General features: G+C 69.1%; 14 protein-coding genes and 1 tRNA gene. 5 read left to right on the top strand and 10 right to left on the bottom strand.

Features of this window, described 5'->3' with window-relative positions; all coding sequences use genetic code 11:
- Window positions 1–94 precede the first annotated feature (94 nt).
- From ACWGO6_RS14640 to ACWGO6_RS14620, 5 genes are all read right to left on the bottom strand, one after another.
- Window positions 95–2,131: a bifunctional aldolase/short-chain dehydrogenase gene (locus tag ACWGO6_RS14640; protein WP_452327062.1), complete on the bottom strand. Its 2,037-nt coding sequence runs from the start codon at window positions 2,129–2,131 to the stop codon at window positions 95–97.
- 94 nt (window positions 2,132–2,225) lie between these two features.
- Window positions 2,226–2,987 (bottom strand): DeoR/GlpR family DNA-binding transcription regulator, encoded by a 762-nt coding sequence (locus tag ACWGO6_RS14635; RefSeq protein ID WP_452327061.1) that lies wholly within the window; start codon window positions 2,985–2,987, stop codon window positions 2,226–2,228.
- 34 nt (window positions 2,988–3,021) lie between these two features.
- Window positions 3,022–4,428, bottom strand: coding sequence for a hypothetical protein (locus tag ACWGO6_RS14630; protein WP_452327060.1), 1,407 nt, complete (start codon window positions 4,426–4,428; stop codon window positions 3,022–3,024).
- 45 nt (window positions 4,429–4,473) lie between these two features.
- On the bottom strand, window positions 4,474–5,640 hold the full coding sequence (gene rhaI, locus ACWGO6_RS14625) for an L-rhamnose isomerase (RefSeq protein ID WP_452327059.1): 1,167 nt from the start codon (window positions 5,638–5,640) through the stop codon (window positions 4,474–4,476).
- A complete protein-coding gene (locus ACWGO6_RS14620; RefSeq protein WP_452327058.1) occupies window positions 5,637–6,017 on the bottom strand; it encodes an L-rhamnose mutarotase in 381 nt (126 codons plus the stop codon). The genes rhaI and ACWGO6_RS14620 overlap by 4 nt, the downstream gene beginning before the upstream one ends.
- 143 nt (window positions 6,018–6,160) lie before the next feature.
- Here ACWGO6_RS14620 and ACWGO6_RS14615 point away from each other — a divergent pair, with 143 nt between their 5' ends.
- The gene (locus tag ACWGO6_RS14615; RefSeq protein ID WP_452327057.1) at window positions 6,161–7,168 is read left to right on the top strand and encodes a LacI family DNA-binding transcriptional regulator; all 1,008 of its coding nucleotides are present in this window, start codon (window positions 6,161–6,163) and stop codon (window positions 7,166–7,168) included.
- Window positions 7,169–7,190: 22 nt separating this feature from the next.
- Here ACWGO6_RS14615 and ACWGO6_RS14610 read toward each other — a convergent pair whose 3' ends face one another.
- The 4 genes from ACWGO6_RS14610 to ACWGO6_RS14595 form a co-directional block, all read right to left on the bottom strand.
- The gene (locus ACWGO6_RS14610) at window positions 7,191–9,785 is read right to left on the bottom strand and encodes a family 78 glycoside hydrolase catalytic domain (RefSeq protein ID WP_452327056.1); all 2,595 of its coding nucleotides are present in this window, start codon (window positions 9,783–9,785) and stop codon (window positions 7,191–7,193) included.
- A 45-nt stretch (window positions 9,786–9,830) separates the two neighbouring features.
- A complete protein-coding gene (locus ACWGO6_RS14605) occupies window positions 9,831–11,444 on the bottom strand; it encodes an MFS transporter (RefSeq protein ID WP_452327055.1) in 1,614 nt (537 codons plus the stop codon).
- Window positions 11,441–12,175, bottom strand: a complete 735-nt coding sequence (locus ACWGO6_RS14600) for an ion channel (protein WP_240745136.1) — start codon at window positions 12,173–12,175, stop codon at window positions 11,441–11,443. Before ACWGO6_RS14600 ends, ACWGO6_RS14605 begins: the two co-directional genes overlap by 4 nt.
- Window positions 12,176–12,393: 218 nt before the next feature.
- Window positions 12,394–13,104: a potassium channel family protein gene (locus ACWGO6_RS14595; RefSeq protein WP_452327054.1), complete on the bottom strand. Its 711-nt coding sequence runs from the start codon at window positions 13,102–13,104 to the stop codon at window positions 12,394–12,396.
- A gap of 185 nt (window positions 13,105–13,289) precedes the next feature.
- Here ACWGO6_RS14595 and ACWGO6_RS14590 point away from each other — a divergent pair.
- Window positions 13,290–13,378 (top strand) — tRNA-Ser (locus ACWGO6_RS14590).
- A 50-nt stretch (window positions 13,379–13,428) separates the two neighbouring features.
- Here the strand turns inward: ACWGO6_RS14590 and ACWGO6_RS14585 are convergent.
- Complete coding sequence (locus ACWGO6_RS14585) at window positions 13,429–13,938, bottom strand: hypothetical protein (protein WP_136043071.1); 510 nt, start codon at window positions 13,936–13,938, stop codon at window positions 13,429–13,431.
- 256 nt (window positions 13,939–14,194) lie between these two features.
- Between ACWGO6_RS14585 and ACWGO6_RS14580 the strand changes: the two genes are divergently transcribed.
- The 3 genes from ACWGO6_RS14580 to ACWGO6_RS14570 all read left to right on the top strand — a co-directional run bounded on the left by ACWGO6_RS14580 (window position 14,195) and on the right by ACWGO6_RS14570 (window position 16,730).
- The gene (locus ACWGO6_RS14580; RefSeq protein ID WP_452327053.1) at window positions 14,195–15,058 is read left to right on the top strand and encodes an AraC family transcriptional regulator; all 864 of its coding nucleotides are present in this window, start codon (window positions 14,195–14,197) and stop codon (window positions 15,056–15,058) included.
- A 171-nt stretch (window positions 15,059–15,229) separates the two neighbouring features.
- Window positions 15,230–15,865: a GyrI-like domain-containing protein gene (locus ACWGO6_RS14575; protein ID WP_452327052.1), complete on the top strand. Its 636-nt coding sequence runs from the start codon at window positions 15,230–15,232 to the stop codon at window positions 15,863–15,865.
- Between the two features lie 64 nt (window positions 15,866–15,929).
- Window positions 15,930–16,730 carry a DUF1206 domain-containing protein gene (locus ACWGO6_RS14570; RefSeq protein ID WP_452327051.1) on the top strand — a complete coding sequence of 267 codons (801 nt, stop codon included), beginning with the start codon at window positions 15,930–15,932 and terminating at the stop codon, window positions 16,728–16,730.
- Window position 16,731 lies beyond the last annotated feature (1 nt).

The following is a 16,731-nucleotide window of genomic DNA, read 5'->3' as shown; positions in this document are numbered from 1 at the left end:
CTCGTCGAGTGCACGGCATCCGCTCGAGCGCACGGCCAGGCGACGTGAACAGGGCGTGCCTTCGGCGCGAAGCCGTGCACTCGACGAACGCGGGTCATCGCAGGAACGCGGCGGCGACGCCGGAGTCGACCGGGATGTGCAGCCCCGTGGTGCGGCTGAGTTCGGGGCCCGTGAGGACATAGACCGCGTCGGCGACGTTCTCGGGGACGACCTCGCGCTTGAGGATCGTGCGGTTGGCGTAGAACTGGCCGAGGTCCTCTTCGGCGACGCCGTAGGTCGCGGCGCGGTTGGCGCCCCAGCCCGAGGCGAAGATGCCGGAGCCGCGCACGACGCCGTCGGGGTTGATGCCGTTCACCCGGATGCCGAACTCGCCGAGCTCGACCGCGAGCAGCCGCACCTGGTGGGCCTGGTCGGCCTTGGTCGCGGAGTAGGCGATGTTGTTCGGGCCGGCGAAGACCGAGTTCTTCGAGGAGATGTAGATGATGTCGCCGCCGAGCTTCTGGTCGATGAGCACGCGAGCGGCGGCCTTCGACACGAGGAACGAGCCCTTGGCCATGACGTCGTGCTGCAGGTCCCAGTCCTTCTCGGTGGTCTCCAGGAGCGGCTTCGAGAGCGACAGGCCGGCGTTGTTCACGACGAGGTCGATGCCGCCGAACGCGAGCACCGCCTCGTTCAGCGCGGCCTGCACGGCATCGGCATCCGCGACGTTCGCGGCGACACCGATCGCGACATCCGTGTTCCCGAGTTCCGCGGCGGCGGCCTGGGCCTTCTCGAGGTCGAGGTCGGCGATCACGACGCAGGCGCCCTCGGCGGCGAGGCGGGTGGCGATGGCCTTGCCGATGCCGGAGGCGGCGCCGGTGACGAACGCGATGCGGCCCTGGTGCGTCTTCGGCTTCGGCATACGCTGCAGCTTGGCCTCCTCCAGCGCCCAGTACTCGATGTTGAACTTCTCGGCGTCCGAGATGGGCGCGTAGGTCGACAGCGCCTCGGCGCCGCGCATCACGTTGATCGCGTTCACGTAGAACTCGCCGGCGACCCGGGCGGTCTGCTTGTTCGCCCCGTAGGAGAACATGCCGACGCCGGGGACCAGCACGATGAGCGGGTCGGCGCCGCGGATGGCGGGCGACTCGGCGGTGGCGTGCGCGTCGTAATAGGCCTGGTAGTCGGCGCGGTACTGCTCGTGCAGCTCGTGCAGCCGTGCGATCTGCTCCTCGGCGGATGCCGTGGCCGGCAGGTCGAGGATCAGCGGCTTGACCTTGGTGCGCAGGAAGTGATCGGGGCAGCTGGTGCCGAGAGCGGCGAGCTCCGGTGCCTTCTCGGACGCCAGGAAGTCGAGGACCACGTCGGCATCGGTGAAGTGTCCGACCATCGGCTTGTCGGTCGACGCGATGCCGCGGACGGTGCCGGCGAGGGTGGCTGCACGCTCGCGGCGCTCGGTCGGAGCCAGAGCCTCGAATCCGGCGCGGGCGCCGCCGAACGGCTGAGCCTTGCCGTGCTCGGCGATGTACTGGGCGGCGGTGTCGATGATCCACAGCGAGTTCGCTTCGGCTTCTTCCGAGGTGTCGCCCCAGGCGGTGATGCCGTGACCGCCGAGGATGGTACCGATCGCCTGCGGGTTCTGCGCCTTGATCTCGGCGATGTCGAGTCCGAGCTGGAAGCCGGGACGACGCCAGGGCACCCACACGACCTTGTCGCCGAAGATCTTCGCGGTCAGTGCTTCGCCGTCGGTGGCGGTCGCGATCGCGATGCCGGAGTCGGGGTGCAGGTGGTCGACGTGTGCGGCATCCACGAGGCCGTGCATGGCGGTGTCGATCGAGGGGGCGGCTCCGCCCTTGCCGTGCAGGCAGTAGTCGAAGGCAGCGACCATCTCGTCTTCGCGGTCGATACCGGGGTACACGTCGACGAGCGCGCGCATGCGGTCGAGGCGCAGCACGGCGAGGCCGCTCTCGGTCAGGGTGCCGAGGTCTCCGCCGGAGCCCTTGACCCACATCAGCTCGACCGGCTGCCCCGTCACGGGGTCGGTCTCGGTGCCCTTGGCGGAGGTGTTCCCGCCGGCGTAGTTCGTGTTCTTCGGGTCGGCGCCGAGGCGATTCGACCGGGCGATCAGGGCGGCGGCGGTGGGGTTCGTCATGACTCTCCAAGACAGGGGCGAAGCACACGGCCGTGTGCACTCATTCTGTTACTTCTTGTGAAAGATAACATGAAACTACGTTTGCGGAAAGTGGTCAGAGGACGTCAGCGGTCTGCCGGAAGGCGTTCAGCCGCTCGTCCGACGGGTCGAGTTCCGTGATGAGCACCGAGATCTCCTTGCGTTCCAGCGCCCGGGCCACGGACCGGCGCTCGAGTTTGCTGGAGTCGACGCACACCACTGTCGTGCCGGCGTTCGCGGCCATCGCCTGCTTCAGCTCGGCCTCCTCCACGGACACCTCGGAGGTGCCGTCCGCACTGTCGAGTGCATCCGCCGAGGAGAAGAAGATGTCGAAGTAGACCGACCGCATGCTGCGGCGGGCGATCGGCCCGACGAGGCTGCCCGTGGTCGGCTCGGCGGTCCCGCCGGAGATCACCGCCGTCACACCCTCGAGGGGGTGCAGCACCTGGAACGACTCGAAGGAATTCGTGTACGCCGTGAGCCCGGCTCTGGGGCCGATGACCGAGGCGAGCATGTTGACCGTCGAGGATGCGTCGAGTGCGATGGCGCCCTGGTCGGGCACGAGCCGGAGCGCCTTCTCGGCGATCGTCCGCTTCGCGCTCGCTCGGATCGCGCGCCGCGCATCGAACGGGCGAGCTCGCGGAGCCGCGGTCGCCCCGCCGCGCACGCGCCGCACGCGCCCCTCGGCCTCCAGCTCGAGCAGGTCGCGCCGGATCGTCATGGACGACACGGAGAACAGCTCGGCGGCGGCCTCGATCATGACGCCCTGGGGGGCATTCGCGAGTTCCACGAGTTCGTCTCGGCGGCGCTGCGCTTCGAGATTGCCGGAAAGAGCCATGGGAGGAATCTATCCGGTGCGCGAGGGGCGGTCGCTACCGAGCGCGACGTCCACGCACCGTGGCGGATAGCCGGATGAAGACGGCCCCGAGCGCGACAGCGAGCGCCCCGGTCAGCAGCGCCGGAAGGGGGTCGGCCCCGCTGTCCGCCAGGACCGGGCCGCTCGACGGGGACGGCTCGGGCGTGCCGGGTGCGAAGTCGAAACGGGCGGATGTCGCTGCGGGCGCGAGGAGGCCGGTGAGCTCGTACGCGGCCGGATCGAGGACGTACTCGCCGCCGGACGAGACGAGGTCCAGGGCGAGCGAGCATGAGACATCCGTCGGTCCGAGGCTTCCGCGGCCGACGATGCTCGTCGACGTCAGGTCCAGCTCACCGTTCGGGCAGTTCGTCTCGATAGCCGGGTCCTCGGCGGGAAGGAGGCCGGGGGGCAGTGCGAGGTCGAAGCTCCATTCCGGCTTCGCTCCGCTGGGCGCGGCGGGCGAACCGGCGAGGTGCGTGTTGGTGACGGTGAACAGGAGCCGGGCAGTTTGGTCGGCGGCGTAGGCATCGCCGATCGGTGGCGCAGCGATCACCGCGTCGAGCTGCGGTGTGGTGTCGATGAGCGCGAGATTGTCGAAGGCGTTGTCGTCGCCGCCGCCACCACCCAGGTCGTTGCTCAGCACCACTTCGACGCTCGTCGACCTTGCGAGCAGCGAGGTGAGTCCACGGAAGGTGCCGACGTTGTTGCCGTTGATCTGGTGGACCGGCAGATCGCACGCGGCGATCGGGCCGGGGAATGCGGCGACGGGCTCGGACACGCCATCGTCGAGTCGCACCGCCAGATCGACCGGGTTCGTCGTCCAGCAGTTCGCCTGGGCCACATCGACGGTCGCCGTGTAGTAGTGGCCGACGGTCACGGGGACCACGGTCGCGGCCATCACGCCGGCCGGAGACTCCCCTTGGGTGTAGGAGCTCACCGCATGATTCGCTCCGGGCTCGGGGCGAGGCACGGCGGGATACGGGTAGTCCGGATGGGAAGTCCAGGCTCCCAGCGTCTCTGCGAGCACTCGGGACTGGTTCCAGCCGTCCTGCTCGCAGTCCGACGCCTGGGAGGCGGTGGGGACGGTCGAGACGTCATCGCCGGCGACGATGAGTCCGTTGCAGAACTGGCCGTTCCACGCCGGGTCGGCCCGGTAGCGCTCGCCGCTGGTGCCGACATACCCCGGCACGGGTGGCGCGACCCCGTCGTCGTAGTCGGCGATCGTCTGCACGAAATCCGGCGTGGCCGGAGAAACGGGGCCCTCGAAGCCCTCGTACAGGATCACGGTCGGCGCCGCCATGACTCCCGGTGTCCCCGGCACGGCAGCGGCCGGGGCGCCGGAAGCGAGGAGCACGCCGAGCGCGGCGGTCGCGCTCCCGAGAGAGAGCGACCGCGGGAGCGTTGACCTGCGAGGGGCCGGCATGTCTCGAAGGTACGCCCCGGGCCCCCCGCTGTCGACGGGTTGTGGTCAGGCGCCCCAGCCGGCCTGCACGCCGCCCACGCGGTCGGCGGCGATCTTCTGCTGGTAGCCGGAGGCGGCATAGGCGGCCATCGGGTCGGCGGCCAGGCCGCGCGACTCCCGCCACTCGGCGAGGGCCGGGCGCACGTCCGTGTAGAACGCATCCATGAAGACGGCGTTCGCGGCGAGCACGTCGCCCGACTTCTGCGCGGCGGTGAGAGCATCGCGGTCGACCAGCAGCGCGCGGGCGGTCATCTCCTGCACGTTGAGCACCGAGCGGATCTGGCCGGGGATCTTGTCTTCGACGTTGTGGCACTGGTCGAGCATGAACGCGACGTCGGGGTTGTTCAGGCCCCCGCCGCGGATGACCTCGAACAGGATGCGGAACAACTGGAACGGGTCGGCGGCGCCCACGATCAGGTCGTCGTCGGCGTAGAAGCGCGAGTTGAAGTCGAACGAGCCGAGCTTGCCGAGGCGCAGCAGCTGCATCACGATGAACTCGATGTTCGTGCCGGGGGCGTGGTGGCCGGTGTCGAGGCAGACCATGGCCTTGTCGCCGAGGGCGCTGACCTGGGCGTAGGAGGTGCCCCAGTCGGGAACGTCGGTGTGGTAGAACGCCGGCTCGAAGAACTTGTACTCGAGCACGAGGCGCTGGTCGTCGCCGAGGCGCGCGTAGATCTTCTGCAGCGACTCCTGGAGGCGGTCCTGCCGGCCGCGGAGGTCGGCCTGGCCCGGGTAGTTCGACCCCTCGGCCAGCCAGATCTTGAGGTCGCGGCTGCCGGTGGCATCCATCACGTCGATGCAGGCGAGGTGGTGGTCGATGGCCTTCTGGCGAATGGCCGCGTCCTCGTGCGTGAGGGCGCCGAACTTGTAGTCGTCGTCCTGGAACGTGTTCGAGTTGATGGTGCCGAGTGTGACTCCCAGGTCTTCGGCGTGCTTGCGCAGATCGTCGTACGAGTCGACCAGGTCCCACGGGATGTGCAGGGCGACGGAGGGCGCGAGGGCGGTGTACTTGTTGACCTGCGCGGCATCGGCGATCTTCTCGTAGGGGTCGCGCGGGGTGCCGGGGGTGCCGAAGACCTTGAACCGGGTGCCGGAGTTGCCGAACGCCCAGCTGGGCAGTTCGATGCCCTGCTTCTCGAGGGTTGCGAGGTGGTCGGGGGAGAGGATGCTCACGATGAACTGCTTTCGTTGTCGGTAGCGGGGGCGGGGATCTCGCCGCGGGCGGCGAGCTGGTCTTCGAGGTGGAACACCTCGGTGAGCGCGGTGGCGGCCTGGTCGGGGCGACCGTCGAGGCCGTGGAAGAACCGGCTCATCTCGGCTTCCCAGCGCGCGGCGACCGGTGAGGCGGCGAGGTACGCCTGAGCGGCGACATCGTCGTCGGTCTCGTAGTAGCCGAAGAGCGTGCCGCCCTCGCCGAGGAACAGCGTGTAGTTGCGGCGTCCGGCGGCGGCGATCTCGGCCAGCATCTCCGGCCACACCGGGGAATGCCGTGCGAGGTACTCGTCGAGCAGCTCGGCACGGATCTGCAGCTGGAAGGCGACGCGCGTCATGGGGCTCCTCTGCCGTGGTGACGGGACTATCTGAATCGTTTCAATACCCATGCTACGCAGGCCTCCGGCTGCCCGTCAAGCCGGAGGCCCGACGACCGATTGCCGTACACTGCGGACAGCATCCGGAGCGGCGAGGAGCAGTAGTGGCAGTGAGTGTGCGTGACGTCGCAGCGGCGGCAGGTGTGTCTGTCGGCACGGTGTCGAACGTCCTGAACCAGCCGGACAAAGTCGCGGCGACGACGGTCGAGCGCGTGCAGGCCGTGATCGCCGAGCTCGGCTTCGTGCGCAACGATGCGGCACGCCAGCTTCGCGCCGGTCGCAGCCGCAGCATCGGCCTGATCGTCCCGGACGCGGGCAACCCGTTCTTCGCCGACGTCGCCCGTGGTGCCGAAGCGCGCGCAGACGAAGACTCGCTCGCCGTGCTGCTCGGCAACAGCGACGAGAACCCCTCGCGTGAGGACAGCTACCTCGACCTCTTTCGCGAGCAGCGGGTGAACGGTGTGCTGATCACCCCCGCATCCGAAGACGACGACAAGCTGCTGCGAGTGCAGGCGTCGGGCATCCCGGTGGTCCTGGTCGACCGTGAGGTGGCGGGGTCGGCGTTCTGCTCGGTGTCAGTCGACGACGTCGAGGGTGGATTCCTCGCCGCCCGGCATCTGCTGCGGATCGGACGGCGTCGTCTCGCCTTCGTGGGTGGCCCCGAGGGGATCACCCAGGTCGCTCAGCGCCTCGAAGGTGCCCGCCGAGCGGTCGCCGAGGTTGCGGGAGCGACGCTCGAAGTGATCCGGATGCCGGCACTCACGGTGCTCCACGGCCGCGCGGCGGGCGAGGCGATCGCCGCGCGTGCCGAGCGAGAGCGTCCGGATGCCGTCTTCGCTGCGAACGACCTGCTCGCGGTGGGAATGCTGCAGGCACTGACTCTCTTGCGCACGATCCGGGTGCCGGAGGACATCGCGTTGGTCGGCTACGACGACATCGACTTCGCGACGGCCACGGTCGTGCCGCTGACCTCGGTGCGCCAGCCCGCTCAGTTGATCGGACGCACGGCCGTCGAACTGCTGCTGCGGTCGATCAGTGATCCCGACGGCGAGTATGAGCGCCGGGTGCGGTTCCGCCCCGAGTTGATCGTGCGGCAGTCGACGGCCGGCTGAGTCTTCTGCCGGCATCCGGCGGTCACCGCGCCAGGGGCACCGATCGCGCATGCGACCCGTGGCCGAGCTCCTCGACAGCCCAGCCCGGAAGGTCGAGTTCGGCGGTGGTGCCGACCGGGACGGTCACCTCGACGTGCAGTCTGTCGTGCTCGATCCGCCACGAGATCGAGGCCTCGCCGTACGGCGTGCGCTGCGTTGCCGACGCCTGCGTCAGCCCGCCTCCCGGCCGAGGCGCGAACCGGATGCGGCGGTAGCCGGGTTCGGCCGGAGCGAGTCCGGCGACGCTGCGGTGGAGCCAGTCGGCGACGGCGCCGAGCGCGTAGTGGTTGAACGAGGTCATCGTTCCCGGGTTGACCGAGCCGTCCGGGAGCAGGGCATCCCACCGCTCCCAGATCGTGGTCGCTCCCTGCACGACCTGATAGAGCCAGGACGGGCACTCCGTCTCCTGCAGCAGGTCGTAGGCCGCGTCGGTGTGCCCGGTGAGGGTGAGCGCGTCGCAGACGAGGGGAGTGCCGACGAAGCCCGTCGCGATGCGGTTGCCGTCGGCGTGGACGAGTTCGGCGAGACGAGCACCCGCTTTCGCGCGCTGCGCAGCGTCGGGGAGCAGATCGAACACGATGGCGAGGGCGTAGGCGGTCTGGGCATCCGAGGTCATCGTGCCGTCGGGCTTCACGTACGCGACGCGGAATGCTGCCGCGACCTCGTCGGCGAGAGCGGCGTAGCGGACGGCATCCGCTGACCGGTCGAGCACGCGGGCCATGTCGGCGACGGCCCGCGCGGACCGGGCGAAATAGGCGGTCGCCACCAGGTAGCGGTCGGTGCGCGCATCGCCGGGGTCTTGAGGCGGGGCCGCGGGGTCGAGCCAGTCGCCCAGCTGGAAGCCCTCGTTCCACAGCCGGTCGGGACCCGCGACGGATTCCACCTTGTCGACCCACCGTTGGGCGCTCTCGAACTGCGCCGCCAGCACGCCGATGTCGCCGAAGCGCTGATAGATCGTCCAGGGAAGCAGTGTGGCGACGTCGCCCCACGCCGCGCCGGGTCGGATCGGATCCCACACCTTGTGGGTCGGGATGACGGGGACGAACCAGGGCACGGTGCCGTCGGGCAGCTGGTCGGCCTCGACGTCACGGAGCCATCCCGTGAGCATCCCCGACACGTCGAACAGCGTCGACGCGGTCGGGCCGAACACCTGGATGTCGCCGGTCCAGCCCACGCGTTCATCGCGCTGCGGACAGTCGGTCGGGATGTCGACGAAGTTGCCGCGCATACCCCAGACCACGTTGCGGTGCAGCTGCTCGACCAGTGGGGCGGAACAGGCGAACCAGCCCGTCCGTTCGAGGTCGGTGTGCAGCACGCGCGCGGTGAGCGCGCCGGCTGCGGCATCCGCATCGAGGTCTCCCGGCCAGCCGTCGACCTCGACGTAGCGGAAGCCGTGGAACGTGAAGCGCGGCTCCCACTCCTCGCCGTCGGCGCGCCCGGCGAGGGTGTAGTGGTCGGTGGAGCGGGCGCTGCGCAGCGGACGCGTGAAGATCTCGCCCTCCTGCAGCACCTCGGCCGTGCGGAGGGTGACCGTCGCGCCCCGCGGTCCCGTGACGCGGATGCGCACCCGTCCGACGAGGTTCTGACCGAAGTCGAGGATGCGCGCACCCCGCGGTGAGGTGAGCACGGCGATGGGAGCGACGTCTTCGGTCACTCGGACGGGAGGCCCGGTCGGGGCCACCAGAGTGTGCGGATCGCGCTCGCGCACGGCGACCGGGGCCCAGTCGCCGTCGTCGAACGCGGGCGTCGACCACCCCGGCACCTCCTGCCGTGCGTCGTGGTCTTCGCCGTCGTAGATTCCGGAACGGAGGATGGGGGAGGGGGCGGCCTTCCAGGTGTCATCGGTCGCGAGTGTCACGCGCCGCCCGTCGGCGTAGGTGATCTCCAGCTGGGCGAGGAAGGACAGATCCTGGCCGAAGACGTTGCGGTGACCGCCGCGCCAGCCGAGTCGACCCCGGTACCAGCCGTCGCCGAGCCAGGCGCCGATCGCGTTCTCGCCGTCGCGGAGCAGGCCCGTGACGTCGTAGGTGTAGTACCGCAGTCGCTCGCGGTAGACGGTCCAGCCCGGCGACAGGGTGTCGGATCCGACGCGGACGCCGTTGATCTCGGCGTCGTACAGGCCGTGGGCGGTGGCGTAGAGACGTGCGCGGACGATCTGGCCGTCGATGCGGAATCCCCGCCGCACGAGAGTCGCGCGGCGGGCGTCGCTCTCCGGATCCTCGTCGAGCTCCAGTCCGATCGGCCTCGCGGACCAGTCCTCGGCATGCAGCAGACCCGTCTCGAGCCAGGTCGCGGGGCTCGGATCGGACCAGTCGCCGTCGTCGCCCTGCACTGCGACGCGCACGGCGACGCGCTCGCGGGATTCCAGCGCGCGGCTCGGCCACGGCACCAGCACCTGCTCGGACGAGGCGACGTCGACAGTCTCCTCTCCGTCGATTCGCACGACGGTGATCGCATAGGCGTGCTGCTGCCAGTCGGCGGGAGCATCGCTGAGCGTCCAGCTCAGGCGTGGTCGGGGTTCCCCGATGCCGAGCGGATCCCGGTGGTGTTCGATGCGCGGCGCGGAGACGGTCGTCATGGTCCTCATCCTTGCGGATCGACCTCCGTCTGTACGGTTCCGGCTTCAGGTCGTCGTCTCGCTGTGCCGATCCCGCACGGCCTTCGCGTTCGGTATGCCCCTCGAGAACAGGAGGGACAGGAGGCTGATGAGGATCAGCCCGAAGAAGGCGATGCGCAGAGACGACAGCTGCGAATCGCGGTAGACGGTCGCCAGGGTGTCGGCATCCGCGTCGCTCAGACCGGCGTCCTCGGCGATGGAGGCGACGTCGGCGGCGGGCACGATCGTGACGCCGTGTTCCGTGGCGGACGCGACGGTGGTCTGGGTGGCGTCGGGCAGATCGCTCGCCGCGACCCCCGACGCGAACGACGTCGAGAGCGCCCCGATGAGGATCGAGCCGATGAGCGCCGTTCCGAGCGACGAGCCGAGGTTCTGGAACACGCCCTGGAGGCCGCCGACCTCGCTCGTCTCCTTCTCGGTCACACTCGACATGTTCACGTTGCCGAGCTGGGAGGCGAGCAACCCGAGCGCAGCGCCGGCGAGGAACATCCCGGTGGCGAAGAATCCGCTGCGCAGATCGCTGGTGGCCGAGCCGAGCAGGATGAGTGCGCTGACGACGAGCGCGAGCTGGCCGATCCGCACGATCCTCCGCGGCGACAGCATGCGCGAGAGCCGGGTGCCGACGATGGAGAACAGCACGAGGGCGATCGAGAGCGGGAAGATCCGGATGCCGGTCTCCAAGGCGTCGAGACCGAGCGTCATCTGCAGGTACACCGGCACCATGAAGAAGAGACCGGCCGTCACGGTGTACTGCGCACCGAGCACCGACAGTCCGCTGCGGAGGGAGGTGATCGAGAACATCCCCACATGCACGAGCGGCGCCCGCCCGGCGCGTTCGAGGCCCCGCTGCCGGGAGAGGAACAGCGCGAGCAGTACGACCCCGAACACGATGAGCCAGGCGGCGGGAGAGATACCGAGCGGAGCGATGGAGACGCCGCCGATCTCAGGAGGGTTGAGGGGCAGGATCCACCCCCAGGTCTTGCTCTGCAGCATTCCGAACACCACGGCCACGAGTCCGATCGAGGAGAGCGCGACGCTGAGGATGTCGATCCGCACGGTCTGTCTCGGCGTCGGGTCGGTGACGATCCGTGCGCACAGCACGACTCCGATCATGATGAAGACCTCGGCCACGAAGACGTAGCGCCAGTCGAGGTACGTCGTCACGAAGCCGCCGATCAGAGGCCCTGCCGCGACGGCCGCACCGGAAACGGCGCCGATGATCGCGAAGGCCGTGATCCGCTCCCGACCGCGGTAGTTGTCCGCGACGAGGGCTGCGATAGCCGGGATCACCAGCACAGCGCCGAGCCCCTCGATGATCGACCAGCCGAGGAAGAGGAACTGCACGTTCGGACTCAGTGCGGTGATCAGCGAGCCCAGCGCATACACGCACGACCCGATCATGAATGACCTGCGGCGGCCCCACACATCGCCGAGTTTCGCGCCCAGCAGCATGAACGCGGCCATCGTGAGGGTGTAGAAGGTGATGGCCCCCTGCATTGCGGTGACGGTGGTGTCGAGATCGGACACGACGGTCGAGATCGACACGTTCATCACCGTGCCGTCGAGCACCATCACGAACTGCGCGGAACCGAGGACGGCGATGACGCCCCACTTCTTCATGACGTCTCCTTCGAGCGCGCAGCGGACGCGACGGGGGTGGTGGTGTTCGCGCCGGCGCCGCGCATGATGCGCGCGACGGCCGTGATGAGGAACAGCTGACCGGTGATCGCCTCCGCGACCGCGACAGCCTGCGATGTCGCGTTCGCCGGAACGAGGTTGCCGTAGCCGGTGGTCGTGAGGGTGGTGAACGAGAAGAAGAGCTGATTGGCGAGCGAGTCCTCGCCCGCGTCGCCGAACACGGGGGAGGAGGAGGCGAGCGAGAGCAGGTTGAAGACGAACGTGAAGAAGAGGCCCACGAGGACGTAGGCGGTGATCGCCGCCAGCAGGGCCTCGACGTTGAGCCCGCGTCGCTTCACCTGGTGCCCGATGATCGCGATGGGAGACACGAGCAGTGCGAACATCGTCGCCGCGGAGAACACGATGTCGAGGACGTGCCCGCTCGCACCGAGAAGTGTCGTGACGATGGTGGCCACCCCGGCGGCTGACAGGATGATCCACGCCACATGCTGCACCGTGCGGGGCGCGGCCGTGACCCGGAAGACGACGGCGACGGTCATGAGCGTGACCAGGAAGGCCCACGGGCTCGGATTCGTGCCACGCTGCGCGGCGCACAGTGCATACGAGACGACGACCAACGCAGCGACGACCGCATACCCCGATGCCCCGCTGAAGAGCAGATCGGGACGTCGATCATCGGTTCGGGCTTTCGCCGCACGTGCGGACGCGGTCACCGACCCGGCTCCCCGGGAACCATCGCCGGCGTGTCGGTCACTGGCCATGTCGCACCTCGCACCCGCTCGATGACGGCGCGGGATCCGGATGACCGGGGCGGATCCCCGGGGTCGGGTGCGGGCGGCGTCGCATCGCTCATCGTGCCAGTGCCCGACGGGGCACGAGAGTCGCACATCACCCCTTCCGGGCGAGGGTGCCCGGGGTGCGTCGGCGCCCCTCAGACGTCGCTGGTCGTGGCGCGCTTCGCGCTCGCGCCCCGCATGATCCGCGCGACCGCCGTGATGAGGAAGAGCTGACCGGTGATGCCCTCGGCGATCGCCACCGCCTGACCGCCGGTGCCGACCGGCACGAGATTTCCGTAACCGGTCGTCGTGAGCGCCGTGAAGGAGAAGAACAGTTGGTTGCCGAGCGAGTCGAGGCTCTCCTCTCCGAACAGCGGATCCGTCGAGATCTGCGACATCAGGTTGTACACGAAGGCGAAGAACATGCCGACGAGGATGTACGCGGTGATCGCGGCCAGCAGTGCCTCCAGGTTGAGGCCGCGACGGGTCACCTGGTGGGCGATGACCACCCAGGGGGCGACGAGGAGCGCGATCATCGACGCGGCCGAGAGCGGGATGGCGAGCAACGGGCCCTCGAGTCCGAACAGATCGGCGACGACGGCAATGACCCCGGCGGCGGAGAGCACGACCCAGGAGACCCGCTGCACCATCGGTCGGGCCCTGGTCACATGGAAGACCATGGCGACCGTCGCGAGCATGGGGAGGAAGGCCCACGGGCTCGGGTCGGTGCTGGGCTGTATCGCGCACAGGCCGTACGACACGATGAGCAGGACGAGGACGATCCCGTACCCGAGAGCGCGGTCATCCCACCGGCGGCCGAGCCGGCCTGTGGCGCGTTGCTCGTCCACTGCTTCTGTCAGGGGCATGTCGACTCCACTCCGGTGCGGTGGACGCCGTCGTCCACGATGTGCGGCCAGTATCCCAGCGCCGGAGCGCATCCCGTCTCAGGGCGGGTGCGCGTCGGCGGGAACGGGAACCTCGACCCGGTTCGAGACTGCTCGCCGAACCCGTTATGATGGCTGAGTGCATCCGATCTTCGGGTCGGATCCACGGAGACGTCGCATAGTCCGGCCGAGTGCACCACCCTGCTAAGGTGGAGTCCCCTCACGGGGACCAGGGGTTCAAATCCCCTCGTCTCCGCACTTCTTCTTCATCGGCGCCCGTGCTTCACGGGCGCCGATCTCGTTGTCTCAGCGACTTCCCGCGGAGCGGGCGACGCCGATGGGATCGACCTCCGTCGACTCGTTGGCGATGCCGAATCGGATCAGCGCGCGTGGATCAGACCGGTAGTCCGGAGGCGGCACATCGAGCGCGCTGGCCTGGAGAAGGGTGAAATCGGCCGCGGAGCCGACGACGCGCAGCGTCCCGACCGGGAGGCAGTCCACCACGAGCTGGAACTCCTTCTCGCCCTGGTGCACGGCGGCTCCGGAGATCGACCAGGCGGTGAACTCGTTCGCAGTGCGCGTGCTCAGCCAGTTCTGCTGCACCACACCGGTCACCCTCAGCAGGGCGGTGGTGCCGCGGAGGCGCGAGGACTGTCGCAGCTCGAGCAGGACGCCCACGACTCCGCCCAGGACATCGACGAGGATCCGGGTGATCTGTGCGCCGACGAGAGCGTCCGTGTTCAGGAACGGATTCTCCTCGCGCGGGAGCGGCGGTAGCTCGCCGGGGACGCCGATGAGCAGGTCGTTAACCATCATGTCGAATCGTCTCCCCAGTCCCCCGACCCTTCGAGAATATGTGATCGCGGTTCACATACTCTGTGCGCCGAGTGTGAACGGGGATTCCGGAGCGCCGCTCGATGCTGCTCAGGGCACTGCGACGGCCGCAACCTTCCGATAGTCTCGCCCGCGTGGCCGGCCCGGGCGGCAGGAGCCCGAGCCGATCGAATCGGACCGCAGAAGTCGGGTTCCGATGGCCGGGGCGCGGCGACGATGGTGGGGAAAGGAGGACCTCATGATCGGAACGCTCAACGCCCTGGTCGACCTGGTCGAAGCCACCGGCTCCGATGAGATCGACGTCGCCGGGTTCGCGCGCGAACACGGCACGACGGAATACCACCTGCGTCGGATGTTCTCGGCGCTGGCCGGCATGCCGCTATCGGAGTATGTGCGGCGGCGTCGCATGACGCTCGCCGGTGCGGAGCTCGCCGCCGGCGCCTCGAGCCTGCTCGATGTGGCCGTGCACCACGGGTACGGCTCGGTCGAGGCTTTCGGCCGCGCCTTCCGTGCGGTGCACGGCATCGGCCCGGCCGACGCGCGCCGAGAAGGGGGCCCTCTCCGTACACAACCCACGCTCCGGTTCCGCCTGAGCGTCGAAGGGAGCACCCCGATGGACGTCACCATCACCCACCGTCCCGCATTCGTCCTCGCCGGCCACGCCGCCGAGGTTCCGCTGATCCACGAGGGAGTCAACCCGCACATCCAGGCGCACATCGCCGCGATCCCGCCCGAGGAGCATGCGCGCCTCAAGGCGCTCGGCGACGCCGAACCGGCGGGGATCCTCGCGGTCACGGCCGACGTCGAGCCGGATGCGCCGGAGGGCACACCGCTCACCTATCTGCACGGCGTTGCGCTGCAGCACACCACCGCGGTGCCTGACGACCTCGACTCCCTGCGCCTCGACGAAGGGTCCTGGGCGGTCTTCGCCGCGCGGGGTCCGTTCCCGGCGACGCTGCAGAACCTGTGGGCGGCCACGGCGACCGAGTGGTTCCCGTCGAACCCCTGGCGGCTGCGGCCCGGCCCCTCGATCGTGCGCTACCTCGAGTTCACCGGCGACTTCGCGTCGTGCGAGCTCTGGCTGCCCGTCGAACAGGGCTGAACCCGATGCCCCGCGCGGAGATCGCTCAGCGCGGGGCATCGCCCTTCATCGGCGGGCGATTCGGAGGGAGGCGGTCGGTTCGTCGAGCACGACCAGCCGGGTTTGGCCTAGAGAGTACGTCGTTGTCAGTGCCTCGTGCGACACTGAGCGCACGAACCAGGGAGGCATGTCATGGCGGCGATCGACCCCAAGAAGACGATCGATGCGTACCGGGCGAAACACGGTGAGTTCCGCATCGTCGAGGTGCCGCCGATGCAGTACCTGATGATCGACGGCGCGGGCGATCCGAACACCTCTCCGGCCTATGCGGAGGCCGTCTCGGCGCTGTTCCCCCTGGCCTACACGCTCAAGTTCGCGAGCCGGAACGAGCTCGGCATAGACACGGTCGTGATGCCCCTCGAGGGGCTCTGGCACGCGTCGGACATGGCGACGTTCACCACACGTCGCGACAAGTCGGCCTGGCAGTGGACGCTGCTGATCATGGTCGGCGGCCACATCACCGCACCGATGTTCGCCGATGCGGTGGAGTCCGTGGCGCAGAAGGCCGCGAAGAAGAAAGAGCCGGTGCCCGCACTCGGATCCGTGCGGCTGGAGACCCTCGACGAGGGGATGAGCGTGCAGACTCTGCACGTCGGTCCGTTCGACGACGAAGGGCCCGTCCTCGACGACCTGCATCACCGCTTCATCCCCGAGAACGGTCTGACGATGAGCGGGCTGCACCACGAGATCTACCTGAGCGACCTGCGTCGCACCGACCCGGCGAAGCTGCGCACCATCCTCCGGCAGCCGGTGTCGCGGAGCGCCTGAGGGCAGAAGGCGTCGGGAAAGCAAGCCCCTCCACCGGGTCGGCCGTCGGCGATACTCTTCAACGATGAGCACGGTCAAGCACGCTGCGCGCGTCGCCCAGGGGTCCACGGCCTTCCGTCGCATCGCCCGTGTCGGGTTCGTCGTCCTCGGTCTGATCCACGTCATCATCGGCGCCATCGCCATCACCATGGCCGCAGGGGCTTCGGGAGACGCCGACCAGGACGGCGCGATGGAGCAGCTCCGGAACAACCCGGTCGGCGGATTGCTGCTCGTGCTCGTCGCCACCGGCCTGATCGCTCTGGCCGTGTGGCAGATCGCGAGCGCGTTCCTCGCGGCCGACCCCGCCGAGACGAAGAAGTGGGGGCAGCGCGTCAAGCTCTTCGGCATCGCCCTCGCGTACCTCGTGGTCGCGGGCATGGCGCTCATCTATGCGCTGGGCGGCGACGCCGAGTCGGAGACCGCGTCGAAGACGCTGAGCGCGGTGGTGCTGTCTGCTCCGGGCGGCGTCGCTCTGCTCGTCCTCATCGGACTGTCCGTGGTGGGCGTGGGGATCGGCTTCGTCGTCGGCGGCTTCACGCGCGGTTTCAAGAAGCTGCTCGACCTGCCGACGGGCGTCGCACGCGGGGGCATCGTGACGCTCGGAGTGATCGGCTACTTCGGCAAGGGCATCGCGGTGGCCGTGACCGGCGTGCTGTTCGTCGTCGCCGCGGTCACGCAGGATCCGGAGAAGGGCGCGGGGCTCGATGCGGCGCTGCGCAGTCTGCTCGAGCTGCCTCTCGGCGGACTCGTCCTGGGTGCGGTCGGAGCGGGCTTCGCGATCTACGGGGTCTTCTGCATCGCCCGGTCGCGCTACGCCCGCATGTGAG

This window comes from Microbacterium sp. NPDC055665 (assembly GCF_053618035.1).
The sequence above is the reverse complement of the archived record's forward strand: the minus strand, read 5'-3'. Positions and strand labels throughout refer to the sequence as shown.